Origin of the sequence: Thermococcus sp. (genome assembly GCF_015521605.1) — an archaeon.
Classification (GTDB): domain Archaea; phylum Methanobacteriota_B; class Thermococci; order Thermococcales; family Thermococcaceae; genus Thermococcus.
This window is the reverse complement of the sequence record NZ_WANV01000039.1, coordinates 1-24531: the sequence shown is the minus strand read 5'-3', so window position 1 is coordinate 24531 and position 24531 is coordinate 1. Positions and strand designations below refer to the sequence as shown.

At 55.3% G+C, this 24531-nt stretch carries 30 protein-coding genes and 1 tRNA gene; 12 read left to right on the top strand and 19 right to left on the bottom strand.

What is annotated here, in order from left to right; all coding sequences use genetic code 11:
• Positions 1–16 precede the first annotated feature (16 nt).
• Entirely contained in the window at positions 17–574 is a 558-nt protein-coding gene (locus F7C11_RS10290; protein WP_297093177.1) for a dephospho-CoA kinase, read from the top strand.
• Here F7C11_RS10290 and F7C11_RS10285 read toward each other — a convergent pair.
• Positions 560–1369, bottom strand: a complete 810-nt coding sequence (locus tag F7C11_RS10285; protein WP_297093108.1) for a ZIP family metal transporter — start codon at positions 1367–1369, stop codon at positions 560–562. The genes F7C11_RS10290 and F7C11_RS10285 overlap by 15 nt on opposite strands.
• A 71-nt stretch (positions 1370–1440) precedes the next feature.
• Here F7C11_RS10285 and F7C11_RS10280 point away from each other — a divergent pair, with 71 nt between their 5' ends.
• Positions 1441–1854: an RNA-binding domain-containing protein gene (locus tag F7C11_RS10280; RefSeq protein ID WP_297093107.1), complete on the top strand. Its 414-nt coding sequence runs from the start codon at positions 1441–1443 to the stop codon at positions 1852–1854.
• Positions 1855–1865: 11 nt separating this feature from the next.
• On the opposite strand, the gene F7C11_RS10275 is transcribed toward F7C11_RS10280, so the two are convergent.
• The 6 genes from F7C11_RS10275 to F7C11_RS10250 are packed head-to-tail and all read right to left on the bottom strand — an operon-like array spanning position 1866 to position 5191.
• Positions 1866–3152: an ABC transporter permease gene (locus F7C11_RS10275; protein WP_297093105.1), complete on the bottom strand. Its 1287-nt coding sequence runs from the start codon at positions 3150–3152 to the stop codon at positions 1866–1868.
• A complete protein-coding gene (locus tag F7C11_RS10270; protein WP_297093104.1) occupies positions 3149–3907 on the bottom strand; it encodes an ABC transporter ATP-binding protein in 759 nt (252 codons plus the stop codon). Before F7C11_RS10270 ends, F7C11_RS10275 begins: the two co-directional genes overlap by 4 nt.
• Positions 3908–3928: 21 nt before the next feature.
• On the bottom strand, positions 3929–4126 hold the full coding sequence (locus F7C11_RS10265) for a helix-turn-helix transcriptional regulator (protein ID WP_297093103.1): 198 nt from the start codon (positions 4124–4126) through the stop codon (positions 3929–3931).
• Between the two features lie 9 nt (positions 4127–4135).
• Entirely contained in the window at positions 4136–4435 is a 300-nt protein-coding gene (locus F7C11_RS10260; RefSeq protein WP_297093102.1) for a DUF2178 domain-containing protein, read from the bottom strand.
• Positions 4436–4804: a DUF2178 domain-containing protein gene (locus F7C11_RS10255; protein WP_297093101.1), complete on the bottom strand. Its 369-nt coding sequence runs from the start codon at positions 4802–4804 to the stop codon at positions 4436–4438.
• Positions 4805–5191 carry a DUF2178 domain-containing protein gene (locus tag F7C11_RS10250; protein ID WP_297093100.1) on the bottom strand — a complete coding sequence of 129 codons (387 nt, stop codon included), beginning with the start codon at positions 5189–5191 and terminating at the stop codon, positions 4805–4807. It lies immediately after the preceding gene.
• Between the two features lie 96 nt (positions 5192–5287).
• Here F7C11_RS10250 and F7C11_RS10245 point away from each other — a divergent pair.
• Positions 5288–5375 (top strand) — tRNA-Leu (locus F7C11_RS10245).
• Positions 5376–5827: 452 nt separating this feature from the next.
• Here the strand turns inward: F7C11_RS10245 and F7C11_RS10240 are convergent.
• From F7C11_RS10240 to cgi121, 5 genes are all read right to left on the bottom strand, one after another.
• Positions 5828–6157, bottom strand: a complete 330-nt coding sequence (locus F7C11_RS10240) for a hypothetical protein (protein WP_297093099.1) — start codon at positions 6155–6157, stop codon at positions 5828–5830.
• Positions 6147–7352: an MFS transporter gene (locus tag F7C11_RS10235; RefSeq protein WP_297093098.1), complete on the bottom strand. Its 1206-nt coding sequence runs from the start codon at positions 7350–7352 to the stop codon at positions 6147–6149. The genes F7C11_RS10240 and F7C11_RS10235 overlap by 11 nt, the downstream gene beginning before the upstream one ends.
• Before the next feature lie 12 nt (positions 7353–7364).
• Positions 7365–7628: a TMEM165/GDT1 family protein gene (locus tag F7C11_RS10230; protein WP_297093097.1), complete on the bottom strand. Its 264-nt coding sequence runs from the start codon at positions 7626–7628 to the stop codon at positions 7365–7367.
• Positions 7629–7639: 11 nt separating this feature from the next.
• Positions 7640–8818 (bottom strand): pyridoxal phosphate-dependent aminotransferase, encoded by a 1179-nt coding sequence (locus tag F7C11_RS10225; RefSeq protein ID WP_297093175.1) that lies wholly within the window; start codon positions 8816–8818, stop codon positions 7640–7642.
• Between the two features lie 84 nt (positions 8819–8902).
• Positions 8903–9310 (bottom strand): KEOPS complex subunit Cgi121, encoded by a 408-nt coding sequence (gene cgi121, locus F7C11_RS10220; protein ID WP_297093096.1) that lies wholly within the window; start codon positions 9308–9310, stop codon positions 8903–8905.
• Between the two features lie 209 nt (positions 9311–9519).
• On the opposite strand from cgi121, the gene F7C11_RS10215 reads away from it, so the two are divergent.
• The 4 genes from F7C11_RS10215 (at position 9520) to F7C11_RS10200 (ending at position 12145) form a co-directional block, all read left to right on the top strand.
• The gene (locus F7C11_RS10215) at positions 9520–9711 is read left to right on the top strand and encodes a ribbon-helix-helix domain-containing protein (RefSeq protein ID WP_088180914.1); all 192 of its coding nucleotides are present in this window, start codon (positions 9520–9522) and stop codon (positions 9709–9711) included.
• A 65-nt stretch (positions 9712–9776) separates the two neighbouring features.
• Positions 9777–11021: a cell division protein FtsZ gene (ftsZ, locus tag F7C11_RS10210; protein ID WP_297093095.1), complete on the top strand. Its 1245-nt coding sequence runs from the start codon at positions 9777–9779 to the stop codon at positions 11019–11021.
• 31 nt (positions 11022–11052) lie between these two features.
• Positions 11053–11823, top strand: a complete 771-nt coding sequence (locus tag F7C11_RS10205) for a ParA family protein (protein WP_297093094.1) — start codon at positions 11053–11055, stop codon at positions 11821–11823.
• Positions 11810–12145 carry a CopG family transcriptional regulator gene (locus F7C11_RS10200; RefSeq protein ID WP_297093093.1) on the top strand — a complete coding sequence of 112 codons (336 nt, stop codon included), beginning with the start codon at positions 11810–11812 and terminating at the stop codon, positions 12143–12145. Before F7C11_RS10205 ends, F7C11_RS10200 begins: the two co-directional genes overlap by 14 nt.
• Before the next feature lie 91 nt (positions 12146–12236).
• Here the strand turns inward: F7C11_RS10200 and F7C11_RS10195 are convergent, their stop codons facing one another.
• Genes F7C11_RS10195 through F7C11_RS10175 form a run of 5 tightly spaced genes read right to left on the bottom strand, consistent with a single transcriptional unit; the run spans position 12237 to position 15658 of the window.
• On the bottom strand, positions 12237–12695 hold the full coding sequence (locus F7C11_RS10195; RefSeq protein ID WP_297093092.1) for an FAD synthase: 459 nt from the start codon (positions 12693–12695) through the stop codon (positions 12237–12239).
• Between the two features lies 1 nt (position 12696).
• Positions 12697–13215: an RNA-binding protein gene (locus F7C11_RS10190; RefSeq protein WP_297093091.1), complete on the bottom strand. Its 519-nt coding sequence runs from the start codon at positions 13213–13215 to the stop codon at positions 12697–12699.
• A 3-nt stretch (positions 13216–13218) separates the two neighbouring features.
• Positions 13219–13851, bottom strand: coding sequence for an orotidine-5'-phosphate decarboxylase (gene pyrF, locus F7C11_RS10185; protein ID WP_297093090.1), 633 nt, complete (start codon positions 13849–13851; stop codon positions 13219–13221).
• Positions 13852–13855: 4 nt separating this feature from the next.
• Positions 13856–14458, bottom strand: coding sequence for a DUF4443 domain-containing protein (locus F7C11_RS10180; protein ID WP_297093089.1), 603 nt, complete (start codon positions 14456–14458; stop codon positions 13856–13858).
• Between the two features lie 51 nt (positions 14459–14509).
• Positions 14510–15658 carry an inositol-3-phosphate synthase gene (locus tag F7C11_RS10175; protein ID WP_297093173.1) on the bottom strand — a complete coding sequence of 383 codons (1149 nt, stop codon included), beginning with the start codon at positions 15656–15658 and terminating at the stop codon, positions 14510–14512.
• Positions 15659–15906: 248 nt separating this feature from the next.
• Here F7C11_RS10175 and F7C11_RS10170 point away from each other — a divergent pair, with 248 nt between their 5' ends.
• Genes F7C11_RS10170 through F7C11_RS10155 form a run of 4 tightly spaced genes read left to right on the top strand, consistent with a single transcriptional unit; the run spans position 15907 to position 20454 of the window.
• Positions 15907–17541 (top strand): ABC transporter substrate-binding protein, encoded by a 1635-nt coding sequence (locus tag F7C11_RS10170; RefSeq protein WP_297093088.1) that lies wholly within the window; start codon positions 15907–15909, stop codon positions 17539–17541.
• A gap of 9 nt (positions 17542–17550) precedes the next feature.
• Positions 17551–18489 carry a carbohydrate ABC transporter permease gene (locus F7C11_RS10165; RefSeq protein WP_297093087.1) on the top strand — a complete coding sequence of 313 codons (939 nt, stop codon included), beginning with the start codon at positions 17551–17553 and terminating at the stop codon, positions 18487–18489.
• Positions 18489–19358 carry a carbohydrate ABC transporter permease gene (locus F7C11_RS10160; protein WP_297093086.1) on the top strand — a complete coding sequence of 290 codons (870 nt, stop codon included), beginning with the start codon at positions 18489–18491 and terminating at the stop codon, positions 19356–19358. Before F7C11_RS10165 ends, F7C11_RS10160 begins: the two co-directional genes overlap by 1 nt.
• 10 nt (positions 19359–19368) lie before the next feature.
• The gene (locus tag F7C11_RS10155; RefSeq protein ID WP_297093171.1) at positions 19369–20454 is read left to right on the top strand and encodes an ABC transporter ATP-binding protein; all 1086 of its coding nucleotides are present in this window, start codon (positions 19369–19371) and stop codon (positions 20452–20454) included.
• A 2-nt stretch (positions 20455–20456) separates the two neighbouring features.
• Here F7C11_RS10155 and F7C11_RS10150 read toward each other — a convergent pair whose 3' ends face one another.
• Positions 20457–21740: a bifunctional L-myo-inositol-1-phosphate cytidylyltransferase/CDP-L-myo-inositol myo-inositolphosphotransferase gene (locus F7C11_RS10150; RefSeq protein WP_297093169.1), complete on the bottom strand. Its 1284-nt coding sequence runs from the start codon at positions 21738–21740 to the stop codon at positions 20457–20459.
• Positions 21741–21825: 85 nt separating this feature from the next.
• Here F7C11_RS10150 and F7C11_RS10145 point away from each other — a divergent pair, with 85 nt between their 5' ends.
• Complete coding sequence (locus F7C11_RS10145) at positions 21826–22503, top strand: TIGR00289 family protein (protein ID WP_297093085.1); 678 nt, start codon at positions 21826–21828, stop codon at positions 22501–22503.
• A 4-nt stretch (positions 22504–22507) separates the two neighbouring features.
• Here F7C11_RS10145 and F7C11_RS10140 read toward each other — a convergent pair.
• A partial coding sequence (locus tag F7C11_RS10140; protein ID WP_297093084.1) for a hypothetical protein occupies positions 22508–24531 on the bottom strand: 2024 nt, incomplete at its 5' end.

Genomic DNA, 24531 nt, shown 5'->3' with positions numbered 1-24531 from the left:
CTCTGGCGTGGGCACTATGATAATCATCGTGACTGGAATGCCCGGTTCAGGAAAGAGCAAAATCGTTAAGGAGTTCGAGAGGAGGGGTTTTCCGAGCGTTTCTATGGGGGACGTCGTGAGGGAAGAGACGGCAAAGCGCGGTCTTGAGCTGACCAAGGAAAACGTCGCCAAGGTTAGCATCCGTCTGAGACAGGAACTTGGTCAGAACGCGGTTGCAAAGCTGGCGGTCGAGAGGGTGAAGCACCTCCTCGGACGCAGCAGGGTCGTCGTTATAGACGGCGTCCGCTCCCTTGATGAGGTGGGCACTTTCCGGAGCGCCTTTCCCGGTGAGGAGATAGTGATAGTCGCGGTTCACACGCCGCCCCACACCCGCTTCGAGAGGCTTAAGGCCCGCGGAAGGCACGACGACCCGAAGACCTGGGAGGACTTCGAGGAGCGCGACTGGAAGGAGCTGAAGTTCGGCATAGGCAACGTCATAGCGATGGCCGACCACATGATAGTGAACGATGGGACGAAGGACGAGTACGATAAAAGGGTAAAAGAGCTGGTTGACAGGATTCTAACCAAGCATTGAGTCCAGGAAGAGCATCACGTAGAAGCCCAGGAAGAATCCAAGGGTTATTAGGGTCTCGCTCTTCTCTCCCCTGTATATCTCGGGTATCATCTCCTTCACGGTCACGTAGAGCATCGCTCCGCCCGCCAGGCCGAGGCCATACGGTAAAAGCCAGGCGAAGAGGCTGAAGAAATACGCCCCGAGGAGCACCATGGCCATTTCGGCGAAGCCGCTCAGCACGCCCATCGCTATCGGCTGGAGGCGCTTCTTCTGTATCGTCGCCAGGGGCAGAGAAACGACTGTGCCCTCCGGGAAGTCCTGAATCCCGATGGCCAGGGTGGTTACGAGACCGACCTCAAGGTTGTAAACCAGGGATGTTCCAACCGCCAGACCCTCCGGCAGGTTGTGGATTATCACCGCTATGACGAGGAGCCAGACCTTTCTCAGCTTGTCCTTCATAGATTTCGGGCCCTCGTAACCCCGGACTAGATGTTCGTGCGGGAGAAAGCGGTCTATGGCATAGATGAGCAGCACACCGAGGGCTATTCCGATCCCCGCGGGTGCAAATGAGCCGGTGCTCTCTATCGCTGGCAGGATGAGGGAGGTGAAGCTCGCCACGATCATGACTCCAGCGGCAAAGCTGAGGGCGAAGTCAACGCCCCCCTCTGGGAGGCTCTTGGAGAATATTGCCACCATGGCACCGAGTGAGGTCATGAGGGCGACGAAAAGTCCGGCATAGAAGGCAACCCACATGATTTCGCCGTTTGAGATTACCATTATCCATCCGGCCAGGTCGGTAACGAAGTTCTCTAACACTATTAGGCCACCCTAACTATTTGGGCGGTTGGGTTTATAAGCCTTCCCGCGAGCTTCTTCTGGGTGGGAAAATGGAGCTCTTTGAGGAAGTTGAGGTCGAGGCTTATGTTTATCCAACGGAGGACATCGAGAAGGTCAAGAGGGCGATGCTGAATCTGATTCCGGGGCTTGAGTTTGAGGCCTTTGACAGGGGCGATTACATCATCCTGACCGGCAAGACAAGGAGCAGAAAGGCTCTGAGCAGGTTATATGAGCTCTTTAGGGGGCAGGCGATACTCGACACCGCGCGCTCATTCCTGGAGGAGGGCTACTTCGGTGAGGAGATAATCGTGAAGGTGAACAAGCAGGCTGCCTACGCGGGCGTCGTCAACTTCAACGAGGAGAGCCCGCTTGGCCCGATAACGATAATCATCAGAACCAAAGATCCGGGAAAACTCATGAAGTGGCTCGCGCCGAGGACAAGGGACGGCGTGCCGATAGAGTGAAAAATGAAAACTCATTCGGCAGCTTTCTTTTTCTTCCTACCCCAGCTGACCTGTGCCGTGAGTATTCTCTCCGTGGAGAAAAGCCATGCTGTTGCGTATAGTATGACACCCGCCAGCACCGCCAGGTAAACGGTGCTCATGATCAGCGGGGTGTAGTTGCTCAGGAGCACGTAGCGGTAGTCTATCACCGGGTGCGTGAAGGGTATGGCAAGCAGGACGTACCTGAGGAGGGCTGGAAGGTCGTTGATGTCGGTGTACATCAGCAGGAAAGCCGGGAAAGCCAGAGGGAGAATCACCGCGCTGACAAGCGTTGTGGCGCTCTGGACGTCCTCGGCGAAGGTTGCCACTATCATTGCCAGGCTGAGGGCAATTATTATCGTCAGGAACACCACTAGGGCGAAGATAAGTGCCCCCGTTGGGGTAACTACCAGGCCCAGGTCTTCAAGGCTCACCCCGCTGGAACCCAGACCGAAGGAACTCATGTAGTAGCGCATGCCTATCATGTATGCTATAGCCGCAACGAGGCCCATCATGGCCGTTCCGAAGATCTTCGCGGCAACTATCTTCGTCCTCGCCACGGGGAGGGTGAGGAGGGTTTCGAGGGTCTTGTTTTCCTTCTCGCTCGCTATCGCCCCGGCCGCCATCTGGGAGGTTATCATGACCATCATAAAGACTATGAGGGGTATCGTGAACGCCTGCGCCGCTATGACGCTTGAAACAGCGGTTGGGGAGATGTCCACGACGCGGTTGTTTATGACGGACCTGCTCTCTGTCCGTATCGGCTGCAGTATGGCGTCGGGGTTGCTCGCCCCGAGGTTCTTCACCTTTATCCTGGCTATTTCGTCACTGAGTATCCCAAGGACGGCGTTTATCCTGCCCTCGCTGACGCTCTCCTTTATGCCGGTGCTTATGGTGGTGAAGATTCCGTATATCTCAACGGTGGCCGTTTCATTGGCCTGGAGCCTGGCCGTGAAGTCTGGAGGAATCACCACAAGGACGTTCTGCTCCTTTTGAATGGCCTGCTGGATCGCCTCATCAAGCGTCGTTGCGTTGACCACCGTTACCGTAACGTTGGGGGCGACCTCCAGGGCCTTTATCAGCAGGTTTCCGTAGGCACCTTCGTCGAAGTTGACTATCGTGACCTGCGTCTCCCCCTGTGCCTGCTCCATGCCTATATTCACGGCCTTTCCCATGAGGGGAAGCAGGATAAGAGGGACGACCACGAGGCCGAAGACGAGCTTCTTGTCCCTGAAGAGGTTCCACAGCTCCTTTTTGGCCATCACCCAGAAGTCGCTCAAGCTCCCTCACCCCCTATCGGCTCGCCGATGTTGGCCCCCACCGCCCTCATGAAGACCTCCTCCAGGTTCTCTGCGTCGTACTTCTCCTTGAGCTCCTTTGGAGTTCCCACCTCGATGATTTCGCCCTTGTTTATCAGGGCCACCCTGTGGCAGAGGTACTCGACTTCGAGCATATTGTGGCTCGATATGAGGAAAGTAACACCCTCGCTCCTCGCGAAGCGCCTTATCATCTGCCTTATTGTGTAGGCGTTGACTATGTCCAGCCCGCTGGCGGGTTCGTCCAGTATCGCGAGCCTGGGTTTTACCATCAGCGCCCTCGCTATTAGGAGCTTTCTTGTCATCCCCTTGGAGTACGTCGATACCTTGTCGCCCAGCCTGTCCCCAAGGCCGCTCAGTTCGACACCCAGCTCAAGCATCCTCTTCGCCTTCTCCTTGTCCTTGGCGTAGAGCCGCGCCATGAACTGGAGGTATTCGTAGCCCGTTAGGTTCTTATAAGCACCGGCCTCTTCCGGCAGGTAGCTTATGAGCTCCCTGACTCTGTCGGCTTCCTTAACGACGTCGTGGCCAGCTATCTTTGCGCTCCCGCCTGTAGGCTTGAGGAGCGTTGCAAGAATCTTCAGGGTGGTGCTCTTTCCTGCGCCGTTGGGACCGATAAGCCCGAATATTTCACCCTCGCTGATGGAGAAGCTTATCCCTTTGAGGGCCTTTACCTTTCCGTAGTCTTTTTCCAGGTTCAGAACTTCAACCATGGGCATTTTCAGCCCTCCCGCGTCTTTTTAACCCTCCTCGTAGATAAAGATTTCTTCAATCCTCCTGTTGAAAAAGCGCGCTATCCTGAAGGCCAGTTTTAAAGACGGGTCGTACTTTCCCTTCTCGATGGCTATTATCGTCTGCCTCGTGACTCCCAGAGCTTTTGCCAGCTCCTCCTGGGTTAGACCCCTCTCCTCTCTCAGCTCGCGGAGGCGGTTCTTCATGGGGACACCTCACATTTTCCTTGAGTAGTAGGCCCTGAAGGCAAGGTTTCCAAAGAATATTGTGGCGAAGATTAGGCTTGCAAGGTTCGTGCACCTTTCGTCCCTGAGAACCAGCCACGAGTAGTACAGCGAGAGAACCGCCACGAGTAGTACCAGCTCCAGCGTTCTCATGGCGGCGAGCTTGGAAATCTCAAGCCCCCTTTCGTCCAAGGGAACTCCTGTGTTTTCCACCACTATCCGCGTCATGAAGTACCCTAAAAACCCCCCGCCGATGAGGGCCACCAGTGATACCAAGGCGAGCTCGTTCATTCAGGTCACCCTCCCGTACCAGTACTGGGAGATGAGCAGTGCGAGGACACCAAGTGCGAGCGGAATGAGGAGCTTCATGGCCGTCTCAGTGTTTCCGACGGAGTATTCCCACAGATACTCGGCAAAGAGGGCTATGCTGATAACAGCGAAGGCGTTCCTCGTGCTCTTGGCGCTTATCAGCTCAGTTCTCTCGTCCTCCACCATCTCCACATTGAAGTTGTAGTACCGGTTCAGAGCATAGGCCATGAGAACACCAGTGAGGAAGATTCCTACAGCCAGTGCGGCTTTTCCTGATTTGGTTGAGTACGCCAGGCCGATAACAATCGCGGCAATTAAACCCGCGAGCAGGCCTTCGTAGCGGAGCTTCACTCAGATCACCCTCGCGTAATGGTGCTTCAAATACAGCTTGAGGATCGAGACGAGAACCATCAGGCTGAGGGCCAGGTAGTAGGCACTCCTCAGACCTGGGTTCTTCTCCGAGATGACCGACAGAGCCACGACCACAAATGCTAGCGTCAGCACCAGCACTTGAAGGGTTCTTCTTGAGGCCATCTCCTCGATGCGGAGCGTTCTCTCGTCGCTTATTATCTCGCCGCGTTTTTTGAGCCAATCGGCATAGAGGAACGAAACCGCGATTGCCGCCGCCAGAACTCCAAAAGCCAGCGCAACGTTTCCCATCCACAGTGCTACGGCCAGCAAGGACGCGGTCGTGGCCGGGATCACGTATCCAATTAACCTCCACCTTTCCACACCCATCACCATGTAAAGTTTCCTTTACGTAAAGCTTCTTTTACATCTTTATAAGCCTTGTCCCTCAAAGTTTTTAAAGCGCCGGGAGGAACTCAACACCGCGCGGGGGTTGCCGAGCCTGGCCAAAGGCGCGGGATTTAGGGTCCCGTCCCGTAGGGGTTCGCGGGTTCAAATCCCGTCCCCCGCACCATAGAAACTTTTGCCAAGCAAAAGTTTCATCAAAGTTCGCAGCTCCTTTTCAAAGGCTAAAAATCCTGGGGATTTTCTTATAGAATAGCCGTTTTAAGTGTGAGAACTTTTCAAATTGCAACTCTGGTGAGGGGTTTAACTTTAAAATCGACGCCCGAAGGGCGTCAAGAAGAGAGTAAACTCCTTTTGAGGCCTATCCTCAACGTGCTCTCGCTGGAGAATAAGCACTTGGTTGTAAATCCTTTCATCTGGACATTCTATGAAGAGCTACGAACTTTTGGTCAAGCTTTTTCCAAAAGCTTTCTGTACTCTCAAACCCCGATTTGGGGTTTCATCCCACATCCTCGAACAGCCCTTTCTGACGAAAGCGCTGGCGGAATGTTTCTAACTGATTTTGATGAAACTTTGCCCATTAAAGTTTCTTTGGTCAAGCTTTGCTTGCGCAAAGCTTGCTCACGGCATTTTGAGCTCGCTTCTCACATCCTCGTCCATCAGGACGAAGAGAACCAGGGCTGAGAGGAGGGTTAGTGTTACCGCTGGAACGGAGAGTCCCACCATCACCCACAGGAGCCCGAAGAGCAGGTCGAGCAGGGCTATGTACGCCGCCAGGTCCACGACCGTCTCGTGGCCGACCCGAACCCCGTAGGCGAATAGGAGGTGTATACTCCCGATCACAACGTACCCCGGAAAGGTGTACTTCTCCCCGAAACTCATCGCCGCTATCCCGTAGAAGAAGAGCGCCAGAAGAACGAAAAAGGAAACGATGAGGGGTTTAGGCCTCATCGCCCAGCTCCTCCACAGGGAGCTTCATCCTGGATACGACGATCAGCGTCAGGATTCCAAGGAGCGGCATTATGGCAAGCTCCCCGAGGGCGAGGCCTATGCTCTGCCTTGCCAGTGCGTCGGTGAGTCCAGGGGCTATGACGTTGGCCGAGTTGGAGATGAGCCCAAGGGCAAAGCTGGCCTTCGGGAAGATGCTCTTGGGATAGGTTGCCGGGGCGCTGGTCCAGAATGCTGGCCCGGTTCCCTGAAGGGCTCCGATGAGGACGACTGAGGCAAGGGCCATGGTGTAGTCGCCGGCGAGCATCGCCTTTCCGTAGATGAGGAGACCGACGAATGCCACCGCGTAGGAGAATATCATGACCTGGACGATGGCCTTAAAGAGCCCCCTGGCGCTCGGGTTCTTCCTGGAGAGGAGGTATCCAACGTATCCCATGCCTATGCTCCAGAGTGCCTTTGATATGTTGAGGCTGGTGCTGAGGGTTGCCACGTGCTCCTTTGTCCAGCCGATTTCATAGCCCAGGGACGCCGAGAAGCCCACAATGGTGAATATGATCCACAGGGCCGGGAAGAACGTAAGACCGAGCACCCATGTGAAGGGCATCTTCCAGACGTTTATCCTTTCACTGCCATCGGTTTTGTGGACTATCTCGAAGTCCTCGGTAAAGAGCCACCAGAGGGCGAGGACGGCGTACATTATGATGACTGTAACCCAGAAGCCGCCCTTCCATCCGAAGGCTCCGACCGCGTACTTGGCGCTTATGCTCCCAAAGACGCCTCCCCAAAATATGCCCGAGAGGATTATACCCTTGGCAAAGGGCCTCTCGGCAACGAAGAAGTGCGCTATCTGCGTGCTGAAGAGCGGCACGAGCGTGACGACAAAACCCTGTATGAACCTCAGGAACACCACGACGTACCAGTTGGGGGCGATTGGGATGAGTGCCTGAGCTATGGCCGCCCAGCTGAGTGCTATGGCCACGCTTTTCTTAAAGCTGCCCTCATAGATTTTGGTGTGGCCAAGAAGGAACGCTATGAAGAGACCGAAGACATAGGCTATGTGCTGCCACTCGTAGGCGGCGCTATCGATTCCAAAATGGGCCATAACATCGGGCTTTGCGACGGCCATCATGGTCAGGGTTCCAAAGCCAGCGGTCATGACCAGCGTGTCAAGCAGGACTGAACTCCACCGTTTGTCCATGGTTTATCCCTCCTAGAGCTTTCCGGATATCATGAGAACACCGAAAACAATGAAAAGTGCTCCCGCGAACTTGTGAACAACCTCAAGGGGCACCATATCGCCGAGCCTGTCGCCTAGTAGTGCCCCGATGAGATTCACCGCTGCGAGGCCAAGAATGGCCCCAATAAACGCCACTTTCCAGCCGTATTTGGCCGCAAAGGCCATGGTGGCAAGCTGGGTCTTGTCCCCCAGCTCCGCCAGAAAAATGGCAAAGAAGATGGCCAGGACACCGTCCATCTCTTTCCCCCTCAGAGCTTTGATAGTGCCTCGTTCATTCTCTGCATTGCCTCGATGAGCTGGCTCTTCTTGGTGGCGTAGCTTATTCTTATCCAGCCCTCGCCGGCCTTTCCAAAAGCCGTTCCAGGGATGACGACGACGCGGGCGTTTTCCAGCAGCCATCCCGCGAAGTCCTCACTGCTCATATCCAGGCTGGGGTCGATCTTTGCCCAGATGTAGAACGCTCCCTTTGGCTTGAACGGAGTTATGTGGGGCATCCTGTGGAGGTGCTTGAGAACCAGTCTTCTCCTTTCGGCGTAGGTCTGACGCATCCTCTCAACCGCTTCCCAGCTGCGCTTGTCCCGGAGGGCGGTGATTCCCGCTATCTGGATGAAAGAGGTGACGTTACCGATGACGTAGGCGTGGAGCTTTATCATGTCCCTGATGACCTGCGTTGGGGCTATGGTGAAGCCGAGGCGCCATCCGGTCATGGCGAAGGTCTTGGAGAAGCTGTTCGCCAGGATCGTGTTGTCCGGGGCGTACTTTATCATCGGATAGTGCTTGGCTCCCTCGTAGAGGAAGTGCTCGTAGGGCTCATCGCTGAGTATGTACAGGTTGTAGTCCTCGGCTATGTCTGCAATCGCCTTGACAGTCCTCTTTTTGAGAATCGCACCGGTGGGGTTGTTGGGATAGTTGAGAACCAGCATCCTGGTGCGCTTGGTTATGGCCTCGACGAGCTCATCGGGGTCAATTTGAAAATCGTTCTCCTCCCTGAGGGGTATCCTGATGATTCCCGCCTCGGCTATCTTGGCATCCTCAACGTAGCACACGAAAGCGGGATCGGGGATTATGACGTCATCATCCTGCTCAAGGAGGGTCTGGAACGCCAGGTAAGTCGCCTCGTAAGCGCCTGCCGTGACTATTATATCCCCGGGAGAAACGTCAACCTTGTAGTGGGTTTTATAGTATTCGGCGATGGCCTCGCGGAACTCGGGAATGCCCGCGTTGGGTGTGTAGTGGGTGTACCCCTCATCTATCGCCCTTTTCGCGGCCTCCTTGATGACTTGGGGGGTGTCAAAGTCTGGTTCGCCGATGCCTAGGGATATGACATCGTCCATCTTCTTTGCCTTCTCAAAAAGCTCCCTGATTTTTGAGCGCTGAATGAGGTTTATCCTGCCAGCAAGGAAATACTTGCGCTTTTTATACTTCATAAGCATCACCTCAGGCACTTCGAAAATGAGGAAGGGATTTTATAAACCTATCCTCAACATGGTACAGAAATGCGCACGGAACGTCTACAAAACTTCAACGAGTGCCGCTTTTTCAAAAAAAGTTTTCACTTTTTCCTCGTCACAGTCGGTCATTGGAAGCTCGTTGAGGTTGAGTTCCCTTAGCACTTCACGGGCCCTCTCGCGGGTTCCAAAGACCACCAGATAGTTCTCACCGTTTTTTATACCGTTTCGAGTTATGGCATCTTTTATCTGAAGTGTTCCAGCCAGACGGATGAGCAGTTCTCCGCCAAGGGTTCTGGCGTGGTTTGTATTCCTCTCAAATGAGCGGAGCGCCATCAGAGCTGCAAATGCCACTGCCTCCCAGCATTCGGCACTGACTATCTGGATGTCTCCTCCAAGCTTTGGGACAAGGCTCTCGGCATCTTTCACATCGACTTTCGTGATGTGGAGTTTTTCCGTTATCTCTCTCATTGAGCTCCCCGAAGTTGGGTGAAATATTCGATGTTAAAACCCTTTCTCCTCTCTGATTTTTATGAATCTAAAACATTTTTTGCATTTTTGGATTTTCCTAAAAATTTTTTGAAATTAATAATATCATAATATTATCATGCATCCGCAAAGTATTTAACTAATTAAATCACTAGTTATTTCAGCGGCTTACTGAACTGGGTGGTGCAGGGATGAGCAAAATGCGTATCATCAGTGTACAGCTCCCCCAGGGCTTGATTAACGCCATGGATCAGCTGGTTAAGAAGGGTGTTTACCCCAGCAGGAGCGAAATCATCAGGGAAGCCATTCGCGAGCTTTTGAAGAAGGAGCTTTATCAGCTGGAGACTGAGGAACGCTCAACGCCTGACTACATCCTGAAATAAGCCGCTAAAATCATACCGTAAAATAATCATCATCCAAAGCCAGACGTGTTGAGGGGGTTGGGGCAATGGTATTTAAACTCCTGGAACAGGCCGGAATAAAACTTGATTTGGACGACGAGCCCAGAACCGCGAAGTTCGACGGATTCTCCGACGAAAACCTTGTGGACTTGATACGGATCGTCATAGTCGGCGTCGGCGGTTCTGGAAACAACACCATAACCAGGCTCTACGAGCTTGGTGTTCAGGGTGCGGAGCTCATAGCCATGAACACCGATGCCCAGCACCTTGCCAGGACAAAGGCACATAGGAAGCTTCTCCTCGGCAAGGAGATAACGCAGGGCAAGGGCTCCGGTGGAAACCCTGAGATAGGCTACCGCGCCGCCGAGGCGAGCGCCCACGAGATTGCCGAGACCATTGGTGACGCTGATCTTGTGTTTATAACCGCTGGTATGGGTAACGGCACCGGTACGGGCGCTGCTCCCGTTGTTGCCAAGGTCATAAAGGAGCGTGCCAGGCACAACGGAAGGTTTAGGGAACCGCTCGTCGTCAGCGTTGTGACCTACCCGTTCAAGAACGAGGGCAAGATAAGGATTGAGAAGGCCAAAGCTGGTATAAAGGCCCTCATGTACTACTCTGACACCGTCATCATAATCGAGAACGACAAGCTCCTCAAGCTCGTTCCGAAGCTGCCCATCAACGCGGCCTTCCGCTTCGCCGACGAGATCATCGCCAGGATGGTCAAGGGCATCACCGAGACCATAAAGCTCCCGTCCATGGTCAACATCGACTTCGCCGACGTCTACAGCGTCATGCACAACGGTGGTGCGGCACTCATCGGAATCGGCGAGAGCGACTCCAGCAACAGGGCGGTTGATGCCGTCAAGAACGCCCTCGAAAACAAGATGCTTGAGGTCGAGTACGGCAGCGGCGACAGGGCGCTGGTACACTTCACCGTCGGGCCCGATGTGAGCCTGGGAGAGATAAACGACGCAATGAACATAGTCTACGAGAAGCTCGGCGAGAAGAGCGAAATCAAGTGGGGAGCGAGGATAGACGAGGACATGGGCAAGGTTGTCAGGGCAATGGTCATCATGACCGGCGTTAAAAGCCCGCACATTCTCGGTGGGGAGCACGCCCTCCGCGTTGGCTCCTCCTTCAAGGAGAACATCATAACCCCTGAACCTGTTAAGCCCTTCAAGTCGGCGGACAACGGCTTCGACAAGATATTCACGACGATCGCTAAGAAGGAGAAGAAGGAGCTTCCGCCCTACGCGAGAAGGGTTCTTGACGACTTCATAGACATAACCTGACCCTTTCTTTTACCTCCGGCAGGTGGTTCCAGTGGCCGTCGTGATCAGCGTAGCCAATCAGAAGGGCGGGGTTGGGAAGACCACTCTGACCATGAACCTCGGTCATGCCCTTGCCACCATGGGCAAGAGGGTTCTTCTCGTTGACATAGACCCCCAGTTCAACCTTACCTTTGGACTGATAGGTATGGATGTCCTCCAGTACGGGGACAGCAACGTGGGGACTCTGATGACCCGGGAGAGCGATATCGAGGACACCATCGTCGAGGTGAGGGAGAACCTTCACTTAATTCCAAGCCATCTCAATCTCTCCGCCAGGGAGATAGAGATCATCAACGCCTACAACCGCGAAAGACGCCTTGAGAAGGCTCTCACCCCGATACTGCCTGACTACGACTACGTCCTCATAGACAACCCGCCCAGCATGGGGATATTTCTTGTGAACTCGCTCACCGCTTCGGACTACGTGCTCATCCCGCTCGAACTCAGCTACTTCGGCGTCATAGGGATGCAGCTCATGTTCAACCTCATGCGCATGATCCGCGAGGAGACCAACGAGAACCTCAAGCTACTCGGCCTCGTCCCCAACAAGTTCACCCGCCAGACGAAAGTGCCGAAGATGCGCCTCAAGGAGCTCAAGGCAACCTATCCGGACGCCCCAATTCTGACGACCATCCCGAAGGCAATAGCCCTCGAAAAGGCCCAGAGCCAGGGGATGAGCATATTTGAATTCGACGGAGATGGTAGGGCCTCCAAGGCTCTTCTAAAACTCGCGAGAGAGGTGGTTGAGATTGTCGAAGGATAAAATCCCCAAGCTTTTTGACGGTTCCGTTAACGAGCTCACGCGGCCGTCCAGGCCCAAAAAAGATCGAAAGGCCAAGTCAAAGGACATGAAAAGAGAGAAGAAGCAGAAGACTCTTTACATAAGTCTCGACATGAACAGAAAGCTCATCGAGCTGTATGGAGAGGAAGGCAGAAGGCAGAGCGTCATAGTTGAGGACGCGGTTAACCTCTACTACTACCTGAAGCTTGCCCTTGGGGAAAAGAAGTTCGATGAGCTGATGAGTGCGGTGAAAAGAGAGGATCCGGAGTTCCTGAGGGAGTACATGGGTAGATTCAAACTCTGACGTTAATCCAGACCACTCGATTCAGGGCTAAAATCAGCCCCTAAAATCATACCCCAGCTCCCTCTTAATCCCTTGGAATAAGGGGCTAAAATCAGTCGCAGAACGTTTCTATTATCCTCTGGATTATCTTGCTGGTCTTTGCCCTGTCCCTCTTGTAGAGGTAGGGTATCCTTATGACTTCGGCCTCTATACCATGCCTTCTCAGCTCCTCCTTGAGGCGCTCGCAGCTGAACCCCTGGTCGGGCCCTATTGCCACTATATCCGGTTTTATCTGTTTCACCAGCTCGTAATCTATCCCACCCGGGGAACCTATGTAGACCTCGTCCACAACCTCAAGGGCCCGGAGGAGTTCCGCCCTGTCTTCGGCGCTGTTTACTGGCTCCCTGCGTTTCTGTCTTCTAACCGTCTCGTCGTGGGCGACTATCACTATCAGCTCGTCCCCCAGGGCCTTGGCCTGGCTGAGAAAATGGATGTGGCCGACGTGCAGGATGTCGAAAACCCCACCAACGAGGACGCGGATTTTTCCTCTTCCTCCCCCTTTTTCCTCCATCTCAGCCCACCGTCAGTTCCCAAATCCTGTCTTTGGCGTGGTGGATGTTCTTCACTGCCTTTCCCTTGGGTTTCTCCTTCATGGCCTTACCGTCCATCAGAGCTATGCCTATCGCAAGGGGCCTTCCGTAGTCCTCCTCGACCACGAAGACGAAGTCTCCCTCCCTGATGTTCTCGTCGGCGTCGGTTATTCCTGCAGCCATGACATCGGCGCCCTTTATTATGAACGGCACCGCACCGGCGTCGACCACCACCCTTCTCGGCCACTTCCTCAGGTCTTCCTCGTTGGAGAGCTCGTAGAGGGCTATGACAAGAGGGAATATGAGGTCTTTCCTTCTGATGAAGAAGGGCCTGCCGTTGACGAGGAGTATCTCCGTTGTCCTGTCGAATTCGGCAACCTCGACCCTGTCCTTTTTGTTGAGCATCTTCCTGGCTATCTCCTCGCCGAATATATTCCCCATCTCGCGGATGATCTCCTTGACCTCCTTCTTGCTGAGGGGGTGCTTGACCTTCAGATCCACGGCTCACACCTCCAGGGTTTCCTCATAGAGCATCCTTGCGCTTTCCCGCGGGTTCTCACTTGCGTATATGGATCGTCCCACTATGATGTAGTCGGCACCGGCCTTTAAAGCCTCTCTAGCCTTACCCCCCTGGGCTCCAACACCCGGGGTCAGGATTTTGATTCCCGGCTTCAGATTGGAGCGTATGTATGAAACGCGCCCCGGCCTCGTTGCAGGGGCTATGACACCGAAGGGCTCAAGCTCGTTGGCCAGCTCAATCAGTCTGTCGGTTGCCGGCTGGATGAACTCCCTCGCCCCGGGATGGCTCATCTCCACGACGATTATCGTCTCCCCGAGCTCCATCACGGCCCTAACGCTGTCCCTCCCGACGAAGCCGTGGGCTATGACGTAGTCCGCCCCGGCTTCAAAAACCTTCTTCGCTATCAGCCTGTTGGTGTTTGGAATATCGGCGAGCTTCAAATCGGCTATGATTGGCAGTCCAGTTACCTGCTTCAGCTCGGTGATTATTTTAAGGCCCGAGCCGATTATCAGCGGCCAGTTCACCTTCACCGCCCAGAGGTAATCCGCCGTGCACTCCGCTATCTCAAGTGCCCTCTCCCTGTCGTACACGTCAAGGGCGAGAATAAGCCTCCTCATTTCTTCACCTCACGAGGGACTTTATCTCATCCGGCAGTCCGTCGCCCTTGAGGGTCAGCGCAACGTGGTAGGCGCTCTTCATGGCATCGGCCTCTTTCTCTGCCCAGGTCACCACGACGAGGTCGCCCTCGTTCAGCCTGAACATTTCACCCAGCCTTTCGGCGAGGGCCGGCATGGTTTCGCTCAGGGGTCTCCCATCCTCTGGAAAAACGGGCTCACCTTCCTTCACGACGAGTATCATGGCACCCTTGGCGAAGAACCTTATTGCCTCGTCCCGGAGCTCGATGCTCTTGAATCCCGGCGGATTTCTGACCACCAGACCGTATGCCGGATAACCCTCAACCTCCCCGACTCTCTGAACCTCTGAGAAATGCTCCGATAATCTCTCAAGGAGCTTCATCCCTTCCTTGTTGAGCGAATGTCCGCGCTGGGTGGAGCTTATAACGTCCAGCGTTGAAAGCTTTTTCAGGAGCGTTCTAACGCTCCCCTCCCCCAGGTCTAGCACCTCTGATATGGCCTTTCTCCCCGTTGGATTCTGGAGCATGAAAAGAACCGCAACGGCATCTTCAAGCGTGAACTCCGGATATGCCCCCCTCTTCCAGCTCATCGGCTTCCCTCCGAGAAAAATAGGGCAAGGAGATTAAAAAGTTTTAGAGAATCAGAGCCATCTCGGCTTCAGACCCGCCCACATCCTCATCTTCTCGTGGGCGATGATGCGCGGTATGTTGCCCCTCTCCTTCGGTCCCGGGTTCTTCATGTAGAAGGCGTTGACCTCATAGACGGTTCCAAAGGCCTTTTTCTCGACAGCTATCTTTCCGAGCCTGACGAGGTCGACGAGGAGACCCGCCAGAGCCGGGCTGTCGTTTATCCTGCCGGTGATGACCAGCTCGTCATGGGCGCCGTTGAAGCTGACGTACTCGATGTGCATCGCGATGAACTTCTTGTCGCCCAGAGGTTCGAGGAATCCGGTGGGCTTGATGTAGTGCGGAGCGTCGTAGCCGAGGAGCTCCTTGACGACCGAGCTCTTGGTGAACTCCTTGCTCTTGTTCCTCTCCTTGTCGGTCAAGGCCAGGAAGTCGTTGTTTCCGCCGATGTTGAACTGGGCGATGTCGAGGACGTAGCGGTTCCTCTGGGCGAGGTGGCTGAGGACGTCGGCGGTGAGGGGAGTTGCTCCCGTGGCACCGTCGTCGCCGAAGATAACCATGTTGCTCTCCTTCGCAAGCTCAACGAAGGCCGGGTCGTTGGCTATTAAAGTGGGAATCGCGTTGACGAAGGCGGCACCGCCGACTTCCCTGGCGTACTGTGCTATCGCGTAGGCGTAAACCTGGGTCGCCGTAAGCCTGTCCCTGTTGTCCTCGGCTATGGCCTTTTCGAGCTCATCCTTGTTTCCAAAGGGCACGAAGGCCTCGGTGGTGCAGACGTTGATGAAGACCTCCGCCTTGAGCTCCTTCCACTCGTTAACGAGGTGTTCAACGGCTTCCTTGAGCGTCATCTCGTCCTCAAGGCCGGTGGCCTCGATCGGGAGGTTCCTGAGGCTTCTCAAATGAATGCCCTTCCCAATGGTTACCCCTTTGAGGCTCTCCGGCGCCTCGGGGTCATAGGTCTTGACGACCTCGTGGAGGTCCTTTCCGACCTTGCTGGCATCAACATCGTAGGAACCGACTATCTCAATCTCCTTGATTTTAATCGGAAGCTCATCGGCGAGGGGAACACCGTACGGCTCCATCTTGCCGGCCTTTATCTTCTCAAGACCGCTCGCGAAGATGCTTGCAACGTATCCCTGTCCGAGTATGACAACCCTAACCATTTCCTCCACCTCCTTTGCTTGCGATAAATTATTTTATAGCAGTTAAATAGTTTTTGGTGAAAAAACGATTTTATGAATCTTTGAACATTCCATACTCCCGCCGTTTCCCGATCGCCGGCCACAGAGCCCCGTCCAAAAATTTTATAAATAACAAAACTTGAATAAAAGATGGCGTTTGCCCGCTTTCTAAAATAACTCCCTCCGGGCCTTTTTGGGCTCGCTTTTGAAAACTTCGGAGGGTGGTAGCCATGAGGGCCGCGGCGCTATGGCTGGTTGCACTGGTGATTTTCGGAGTAATTGCCAGCGGCTGCATCGGTGGCGAGGAAGCGAAGACCTCTTCTGCTGAGGTTCAGCTCACTGGGGACATTACAAAGGACCTTGTGGAGATAGGAAAGGTTCTGGAGCAGAACGGGGTTAATGAGGTTAAGTTCACCGCCTGGGGTTCGGGCGATCCGAACAGCGTCATGAGGGTCTATGGAATAGTGGAGGCCGCGAGGAGGATAAACAAAATCTGGGCCGACAACGGAATCAACGTCAAGATTGTTATAACCGAGACCCACTACGTCGCCTCCTTCCAGGATGCATACAAGGAGTACCTCAGCAAGCAGCCCCTCGGACAGGCCGGGGACTTCTTCGTCAACAGCTACGCATTCCTGCCGACGCTGGCCGACGAGGGCTACATACTCGACATAACGGACTACGCCAAGGCCTATCAGAGTGTTATCGACGACTTCTATCCGTCTCTCATCGAGGCCTCCAAGTTCAATGGAAGGCTCTACGGCCTGCCGCAGGACACCGAGGCGAGGCCGCTCTACATAAGGAAGGACGTGGCCCAGAAGATAGGGTTCGACCTCAACGGCCTCGATGAAAAGGTGAAGAACGGTGAGTTCACCTGGAGCGACGTCTATTACTGGGCTAAGAAGGCCAAGGAAAGCGGGGCGGCCGAGTGGGGCCTCATACACAGGAAGGGCTCCGCTCACCCGGACCTGATACAGTTCATCTTTGCCTTTGGCGGAAAGCTCTACGACGAGAACACGGGGAAGCTCGTGGTGGACGTTCCGGCCGTTTACAAGTGGCTCTACGTCGAATGGAAGTTCGCCCAGGACGGGCTTCTGCCGAAGGACATCATGAGCTGGGACTGGGCCAAGCAGATACACCCGGCCATAGTCGAGGGCAGGACGCTCTTCGACATAGGCGGAACCTGGTACTGGACAGAGTGGCAGACCAAGCAGTACTACGCCAAAGGCGGGACACCTAGGGGCCTGAAGCCCGAGGAGGTGAGGGACTGGTTCTACTATACCCTCTTCCCTGCGGGCGAGAAGGGGGACAAGCCGGTAACCCTCAGCCAGCCCTTCGTGTGGATGATAAACTCCAGGGCAGGGCAGCTGAACCCCAAGTATGACGAGCTGAAGGACGTCTACCACAAGCTCGCCTTCCTGATGCTCATAAAGGCCAGTGACCCGGACATAAACGCAATCCACAGCGTCATCTCCGCCCACCTGCCCGTGAGAAAAGCTGCTGCGGAGCTGATCAAGGACGAGAAGTGGCTCAGCGACCTCAAGGCCCTCAACCTCGACCTGAGCGACGAGGTGAAGAGCAACATCAGGGACATCGTTCAGGCAACTGTGAACCCGATAAACGCCCAGTTCTTGGCGGACGTCAGCTACATGCTCGAATACACCCACCTCGCCCCGGCACACCCGAAGTATCCCGCTCTGGCAGATATTTTCAAGGAGGCCGTTGACAAGGTTCTGAGGGGCGAGATGACACCGGGGGAGGCTGTCAACTACATCGTCCAGAAGGTCAACGCAGACCCGGAGCTCAAGGAGAACGTCGAGATACAGGGAGAGATACCCAAGGACTGGAAGTTCCCGCAGGGATGAGGTGATGCCATGACAAACGGGAAGCTCAGGGACCTTTCCTTCTTTCTTTCCCCCATGGTGCTGATGGTGTTCCTGTTCTACCTGGTGCCCTTACTCATGACCATCTACATAAGCATGACCCGGATGAGGAACTGGAACGTTGACAGGTACCTCACCGAGTTCGTCGGCCTCTACAACTACGAGAGGCTCTTCTACATGTTCCAGCACGACCCGACGTTTAAGGCGGTGATCCTGACCACCCTCGTCTTCGTTGGAATAACGCTCATGATAAACGTCTTTGGCGGCCTTGCTCTCGCCCTTGCGACTTTCTTCATAAGAGAGAAGCCGGCATCTTCGTACAGACTCCTGTGGCTCCTTCCCAGGATGTCTCCTATAGCGGTTTACAGCCTCGTCTGGTACTACTTCTTCCACGGGAGTGAAATCGGAACTCTGAACTCGATCCTCATGGGCCTCGGTATCATCTCGGAGCCCATCCCCTGGGGCCAGATAACGCCCTGGGGGGCGTGGAGCGTGATAATCTTCGTCAACGGCCTGGTGGGTGTAAGTTTCGGGATGATAGTCTTCACCTCGGCCTTGAATCAGATACCCCGGGAACTCGTCATAGCTGCGAGGGTTGATGGTGCCTCTTCCTGGCAGATATCGAGGCGAATCCTGATCCCGATGATTAAATGGCACCTCCTCTACGTACTGACGTGGCAGTTCCTCAGCCTGCTGACGACGTATCCGCACCTCTTCCTGCTCGTTCAGTGGGATCTCGTCAACAGGGACTACGGAACAACCTTGGCGCTATACGTCTTCAACACGGCCTTCGGCAGGGGAGAGCAGGATCAGGGGTTGGCCGCGGCAGCGGCGGTCATACTCTCCATAATCGGAATCCTCGGCGGCTTCGTGACGCTCAAGGTTCTCAAGTTTGAAAGGATGATGAAAAAGCCCAGGGGGGACTTCTGATGAGGGACGTGGAGACGAGACCCAAGAGGTACGAGCGGCTTATAATCCTCGCCCTCCTCCTTGCGAGCCTCCCGCTCATCCTGGGCTTTCTCCTCCTCGTCCTTTCGAGCTTCAGCACGGAGATGGTCACCAACCTCGACCCCAACTCCTTCCACCCGACTCTTGAGAACTGGGTAAACCTATTCCGCGGGAAAATAGCCACCACGGGCGGAATAAGGGTCAACATATGGCGCATAACCTTCAACACGCTCATAGTGGCCCTCGGTGTGGCCGGCGTCGTTACAGGGATAAGTGCCCTCGCCGGATACTCCCTCTCAAGGATAGACTTCCGTGGAAGGAAGACCATGATGGTGCTCCTCCTAGTCCTCCATGCCTTTCCGGGCGTTGCCCTCATAGTAGGCGTTTACCTCCTCTACCGCCTCACGTTTCCCCAGAACTACGAGGTCGTCGGGCTATACTCCTTCGCCTACGTCATACTCGCGAGGGCGGCGCTGGAGATACCCATGTCGATCTGGCTCATGAAGGGCTTCTTTGACACGATCCCCTGGGAGTTTGAGTGGTCGGGAATCATAGACGGTGCATCTCGGATAACTGTCTGGAGGAAGATAATGCTGCCCCTCATAAAGCCCGGGATTCTGGCGGTTGCCCTATTCGCCTTCCTCGCCGGCTGGCAGGACATAATCTACGTGAGAACATTCCTCGTATATCCAACGCTCGCGACCTTCATAGAGGCCAACATAGAGGCCGAGTACTCCCACATGCCCCTCATAGCGGCCGCCGGAACCTTCTACCTTCTCCCCACGATAATATTCTTCGTCACCGCCCAGCAGCTGCTCCTCCAGGGCTACTCCGGTGGAATAAAGGGATGAGGTGGTGGGAATGGTCAAGGTCACCCTGGACAACATCACGAAGAGGTTCGGCGACTTTGAGGCCCTCAAGCGGGTAAGCCTTGAGATAGAGGACAGGGAGTTCATGGCCCTCCTCGGCCCATCTGGAAGCGGGAAATCCACGCTCCTCTACACGATAGCGGGCATATACCGGCCAACGAGCGGAAGGATATACTTCGACGGCAGGGACGTTACGGATGTTCCGCCGAAGGACAGGAACGTCGGGCTGGTCTTCCAGAACTGGGCGCTCTATCCGCATATGAAGGTCTTCGACAATATAGCCTTTCCGCTTGAGCTTAGGAAGGCGCCGAAGGATGAGATATCCAGGAAAGTCAGGGAAGTGGCCGAGATGCTCCGCATAGAGAACCTCCTCGACCGCTATCCGTGGCAGCTCTCCGGCGGCCAGCAGCAGCGCGTTGCCATAGCTAGAGCTTTGGTCAAGGAGCCGGACGTCCTCCTGCTCGACGAGCCGCTGAGCAACCTCGACGCTCTCCTGAGGCTTGAGGTGAGGGCCGAGCTCAAGAGGCTCCAGAAGGAGCTTGGAATCACCGCCGTTTACGTCACCCACGACCAGGCCGAGGCGCTGGCGATGGCCGACAGGATAGCGGTGATAAAGGAGGGGGTGATACTCCAGGTCGGAGCTCCCGACGACGTCTATTACCGGCCGAAGTACCGCTTCGTCGGCGGCTTCCTCGGGAGTCCACCCATGAACTTCGTCGAGGCGGAGGTTATGGGGTCCCATCTCGACGTCTACGGAAGCAGGATTCCGATCCCGGCGCAGTACAGGGAGCTGGTTGAGAGGCTCGGGGTCACCGAGGTCGTCCTCGGCTTCAGGCCACACGATGCGGAGGTCGTGAAGGGGAGCGCCGAGGGACTGGCCGGCACGGTCTATTCCTTCGAGCCCCTCGGCAGGGAGCAGATAGTCACTGTGTCCATAAACGGTGCGGTGGTGAAGGTCTTCGCCCCGGAGGGTGAGCACTTCAGCTTCGGTGAGCAGGTAACGGTAAAGCTCCGGGAAGAGAGAATAGTCCTCTTCGACAGAAGGACGGAGAAGGCCCTTGAGTTCCTTGAGGACTGAGCTCAGCCTTTCTTTCTCCATACCAGCCACGCCGTCAGGCCGACCCTCAGGTTCGTAATTACGGTGAGCAGGAGGAGGAGCGCTTTAACCGAAGTCTCGACCGGATACAGGAGGAAGAGCATCGTCAGGAAGATTCTCTCGTCCCTTTTGCCGGGCAGCTTCCTCAGGGAGGGTATCTCGGCGTAGGCGTTCCTTCCAAAAGCCGCCTTGAACCTCTCCGTCGAGTAGCTCACCATCACCGAGCCGAGGAGAGCGAGGAGGGCAATGAGGTGCCAGAGGGGTTCGGTGAGGGTTGAGTAGGCTAGGAGGGCCAGAAACGCGCCGTCAACGTAGCGGTCGAGGAGGGAGTCGATGTAGCCCCCGAGCCTGCTCGTCCTGAGCTGGGCCCTCGCTAATTCGCCATCAACGCCGTCGAGGATTGAGCTCAGCTGATAGAGTATTCCGGCCAAGGGGAGGCTGAGGAGCGTCAGAAGGGCCGAGAGCATCCCGAGGGCGAAGGTGATGGCCGTCATCCCGTTCGGGGTGACTCTTTCGGCGAGGAGGTAGCTTATCTCTGTTGAAATCCTCCTGTTGAGATGCCTGCTGATGAACCCGTCACCCGTTCCCTTCACCGCCGTCTTGACGAGCATCCTCCTCGCTTTCTTCAGGTCGTTGGGAGTGTCAACATCTGTCCAGGGAAGGCCGTCAATGAAGGTAACCTCAAGCCCGGCCCGCTTTACGACCTCGCTCACGGGGTAGTCCCCTTCCCTTTCTATCTCCAGCTTCTCTGTTACCTCAAAGATGCCCTCGTCTAGGACGAAGAAGCCAGTATCGACTGCGTCCCAATCGTCGAGGGATTTGCCTATCTCCTTAACCCTGCCATCTCTGACCCGTACCTTAGTCGCCTCGCCCACGTCCGTCCATCTTGGCTTCCTGTCCGCTATAAGGCCGCTCCCCTTCAGGGCCTCCCTGATGAAATCCTCGCCGTAAACGTGGTCGCTCACCGTCAGAACAAACTTCCCCGAAACCTTCCCGCTGGCCAGGTGAAGGGAATGCCCGTTGCCCTTCTCGGGCTCGGGATTGATAACTATCTCCGCAGGAAAACCATGTCGCTCAACGAACTTGCGGTAAAGCCTCCCATAACGCTCGTTTGTTACTATTATGAACCTCTCAACGCCGTTTTTCATTAGAAGGGTGAGCGTCCTGTATAGAATCTCTCTTCCAGCAACTCTGATAAGCCCCTTGGGTCTCTTCCCCATCCTCGTTCCGAGGCCGGCCGCTAGAATCACCGCCGTTTTTGGTGCCATCGGCATCACCTTTTTAAAGCCCCCGCCGAGCCACTCTCCAGTGAGGATTATCCGACCAATGATTTGAAGCTTTCGGGTGAGAGAGATGCGCGTTGCGGTGCTGTATTCCGGCGGGAAGGACTCCAACTACGCCCTCTACTGGGCGCTGAAGCAGGGGTTTGAGGTCAAATACCTCGTCTCGATGGTGAGTGAAAGCGATGAGAGCTACATGTACCACGTCCCGAACATTCATCTGACCGAGCTTCAGGCTAAAGCGGTGGGAATTCCGCTCGTCAAGGGCTTCACGAGCGGCGAGAAGGAGAAAGAGGTAGAGGACATGAAGGCCGTCCTTGAGGGGTTAAAAATAGAGGGCGTCGTTGCCGGAGCCTTAGCGAGCGAGTACCAGAAGAAGCGTGTGGACAGGGTTGCTGAGGAGCTCGGGATAGAGAGCTTCGCCCCGGCATGGCACCGCGACCCCGTTGACTACATGCGCGAGCTGATAGAAATTTTTGACATCGTGATGGTTGGTACGGCAGCCTACGGCCTCGACGAGCGCTGGCTCGGAAGGAGGATAGACGAGAAAGCCCTGGAAGAACTTATCAAGCTCCACGAGAAGTACAGGATTCATGTGGCCGGAGAGGGCGGCGAGTTCGAGACCTTCGTTCGTGATGCCCCCTTCTTCAAGGCCAGAATAGTCTTCGACGAGGTCGAGAGGAAGTGGGACGAGTGCAACTATTCGGGTGTTCTCGAAGTTAAGAGAGCGCACCTGGAGAAAAAGGAGTGAGGGGTCAATCCTCCCTCACGTCCAGCCCGAGCCAGACCTCCGAGCAGCCGCCAGAGACGCCGCAGACGGAATAGCTCAGCGACCAGTACTTGGTTGGGATTGCGGACTGGATATCCCAGTCGAGGTAGTCGTCGTCGAGGAGTATCGTTATCCCCACGTTGCCCATTGGATCATCGTCGTTGCCCCATTTTCCGGAATCGCTCTCCCAGCCAGAGTACTCCATGTAGAGGAAAGGAACCCGCGCATCGTCGAGGTCAAGCATGACGAGATCTGGATCCAGGTTGACCTTGTTCCCGAGAAGGTGCTTGTGCGGGAGCTTTGATGCCACACACGAATCCCTGTGGAAGGTTAAACCTTCCTCGGAGCGCACCGGGTAGGAGTAGGCGTAACCGCCCGGAACGGCAACTTCGACATTAACGCCGTTCAGTCCCCTCGTTTCCCCGTTGCTCACGAACCCGGAGCAGGCCCTCGCGTAGTAGTAATACTCGTCGTCGCCCCACTCCGTATCCTTGGTAAAGCTCACTCCAAGGAGTTCGGCCTTCAGGTGGTCGTAGCGGATAATCCTGGGAACCTCCACCTCGTAGATGACGTAGGTGACGCGCATGTTGCCGTCCTTGGATTCGGTGACCACCCTGTAACCGTTCGTGAAGTCCGCCTCGTTGGGCTTTAAAATGTAGACCGCATCGCCCACTCTGTCCGGCTCTGCTCCAGCAAGCCACTCGAAGACGCTCCCCCAGAAGTCGTCGGCGCTCTGGCCAGTTGCCAGCCAGTTCATCCAGGTGGCGCCCTTGTAGGCGTACTCTGCTATCGTCCCTATCTCCCCGGTGGCCATTCCGACCGCGAAGTCAGTCAATAAGCCAACGGTCTTGGTGACGTATTCGCCCGGCTCGTCCCTGTCCCAGCCGGCCGTTTCGAGGACGATGATGCGGTACTTTTCAGCTTCCTCCATCGGCATCGCCAGTATGGGATAGCCGTTAACGAACGCACTTCCAAGGCTTCCGGTGGACATCTCGTCGTGGTAGAGCAGCCTGCTGTTGTCCTTGGCTTCAACCCAGTGGGCAACGGGGTAGCCGAAGGTGTAAATTTCGCTGTAGTTTACCGGATAAAGCTTGCCCTGAGGCCAGCTGAGACCGTAGGCCCACGAGGACAGCTGTATCTCACCCTCGGCCTTGTCCTTGTTGCCCTTTATGAACACGTCCTCAACAACCACGACCAGGTAGCTATCGACGTCCTTTTCAATGAGCATCCCATCGTTGGCGTCTAGCCACAGATTGCTCTTGGCCGGGAAGCGGTCGATCCAGTTCGTAGCCCAGAAGCGGAAACTCATCCAGGGGATTAAACCGAAGAGGTTCTCAACCTTTAAGCTTACCTTCCTGCCAAGCTGGGTGTCCTCAATCTCCACATCCCCCTCCCTGAAGGTGTTGCCGTTTGAGTCGAGGAGCTGGAAACCGTTTTCCGAGACCTTCAGGACCCAGTTTATCTTCCCGTCGTCCGTGCTGTCTATGTAGACGGCGAAAGGAAGCCAGTCATCGGGCCTCTCTAAGTAGAAGTCGAAGCTAAGGTCATAGCCGCTCGCCGTCGCCCTGAGGCTGATGGGCTCGCCTTCCATTCCAAAGAAGGCGCTCTCCTGGTACTCTATCAGTCCCTTTGAGGCTATCAACACAAAGGTCTTCTCCGACGGATAATAAAAGGCCGGCATTGTCTCGCTCATCGGGACCGCATGGGCTCTGAGGAAAACCTTCTCAGGGAACATCCCGGAGAAGTTCTCAATCGTGAAGCTCGCTGAAGAACCGCTGAAGCTCACCTCCCCGCTCTGGAGTTCATTCAGCCCGCTCCCGGTGACCCTGTATAGCGTGAAGCTGCCTTTGCTGATCCCTCCGTAGATGTGCACCTCCCACCTTTCGCCGAACTCGCTCCCCTCGTCTATTCTTATGACGGTTGGCTTGTAGGTTACCTTCTCACCCGTTACGGGGTTCATGAGGAACTCAGGATGGATGTACTGCCCCATCAGGCTCTCGTTCTTGAAGT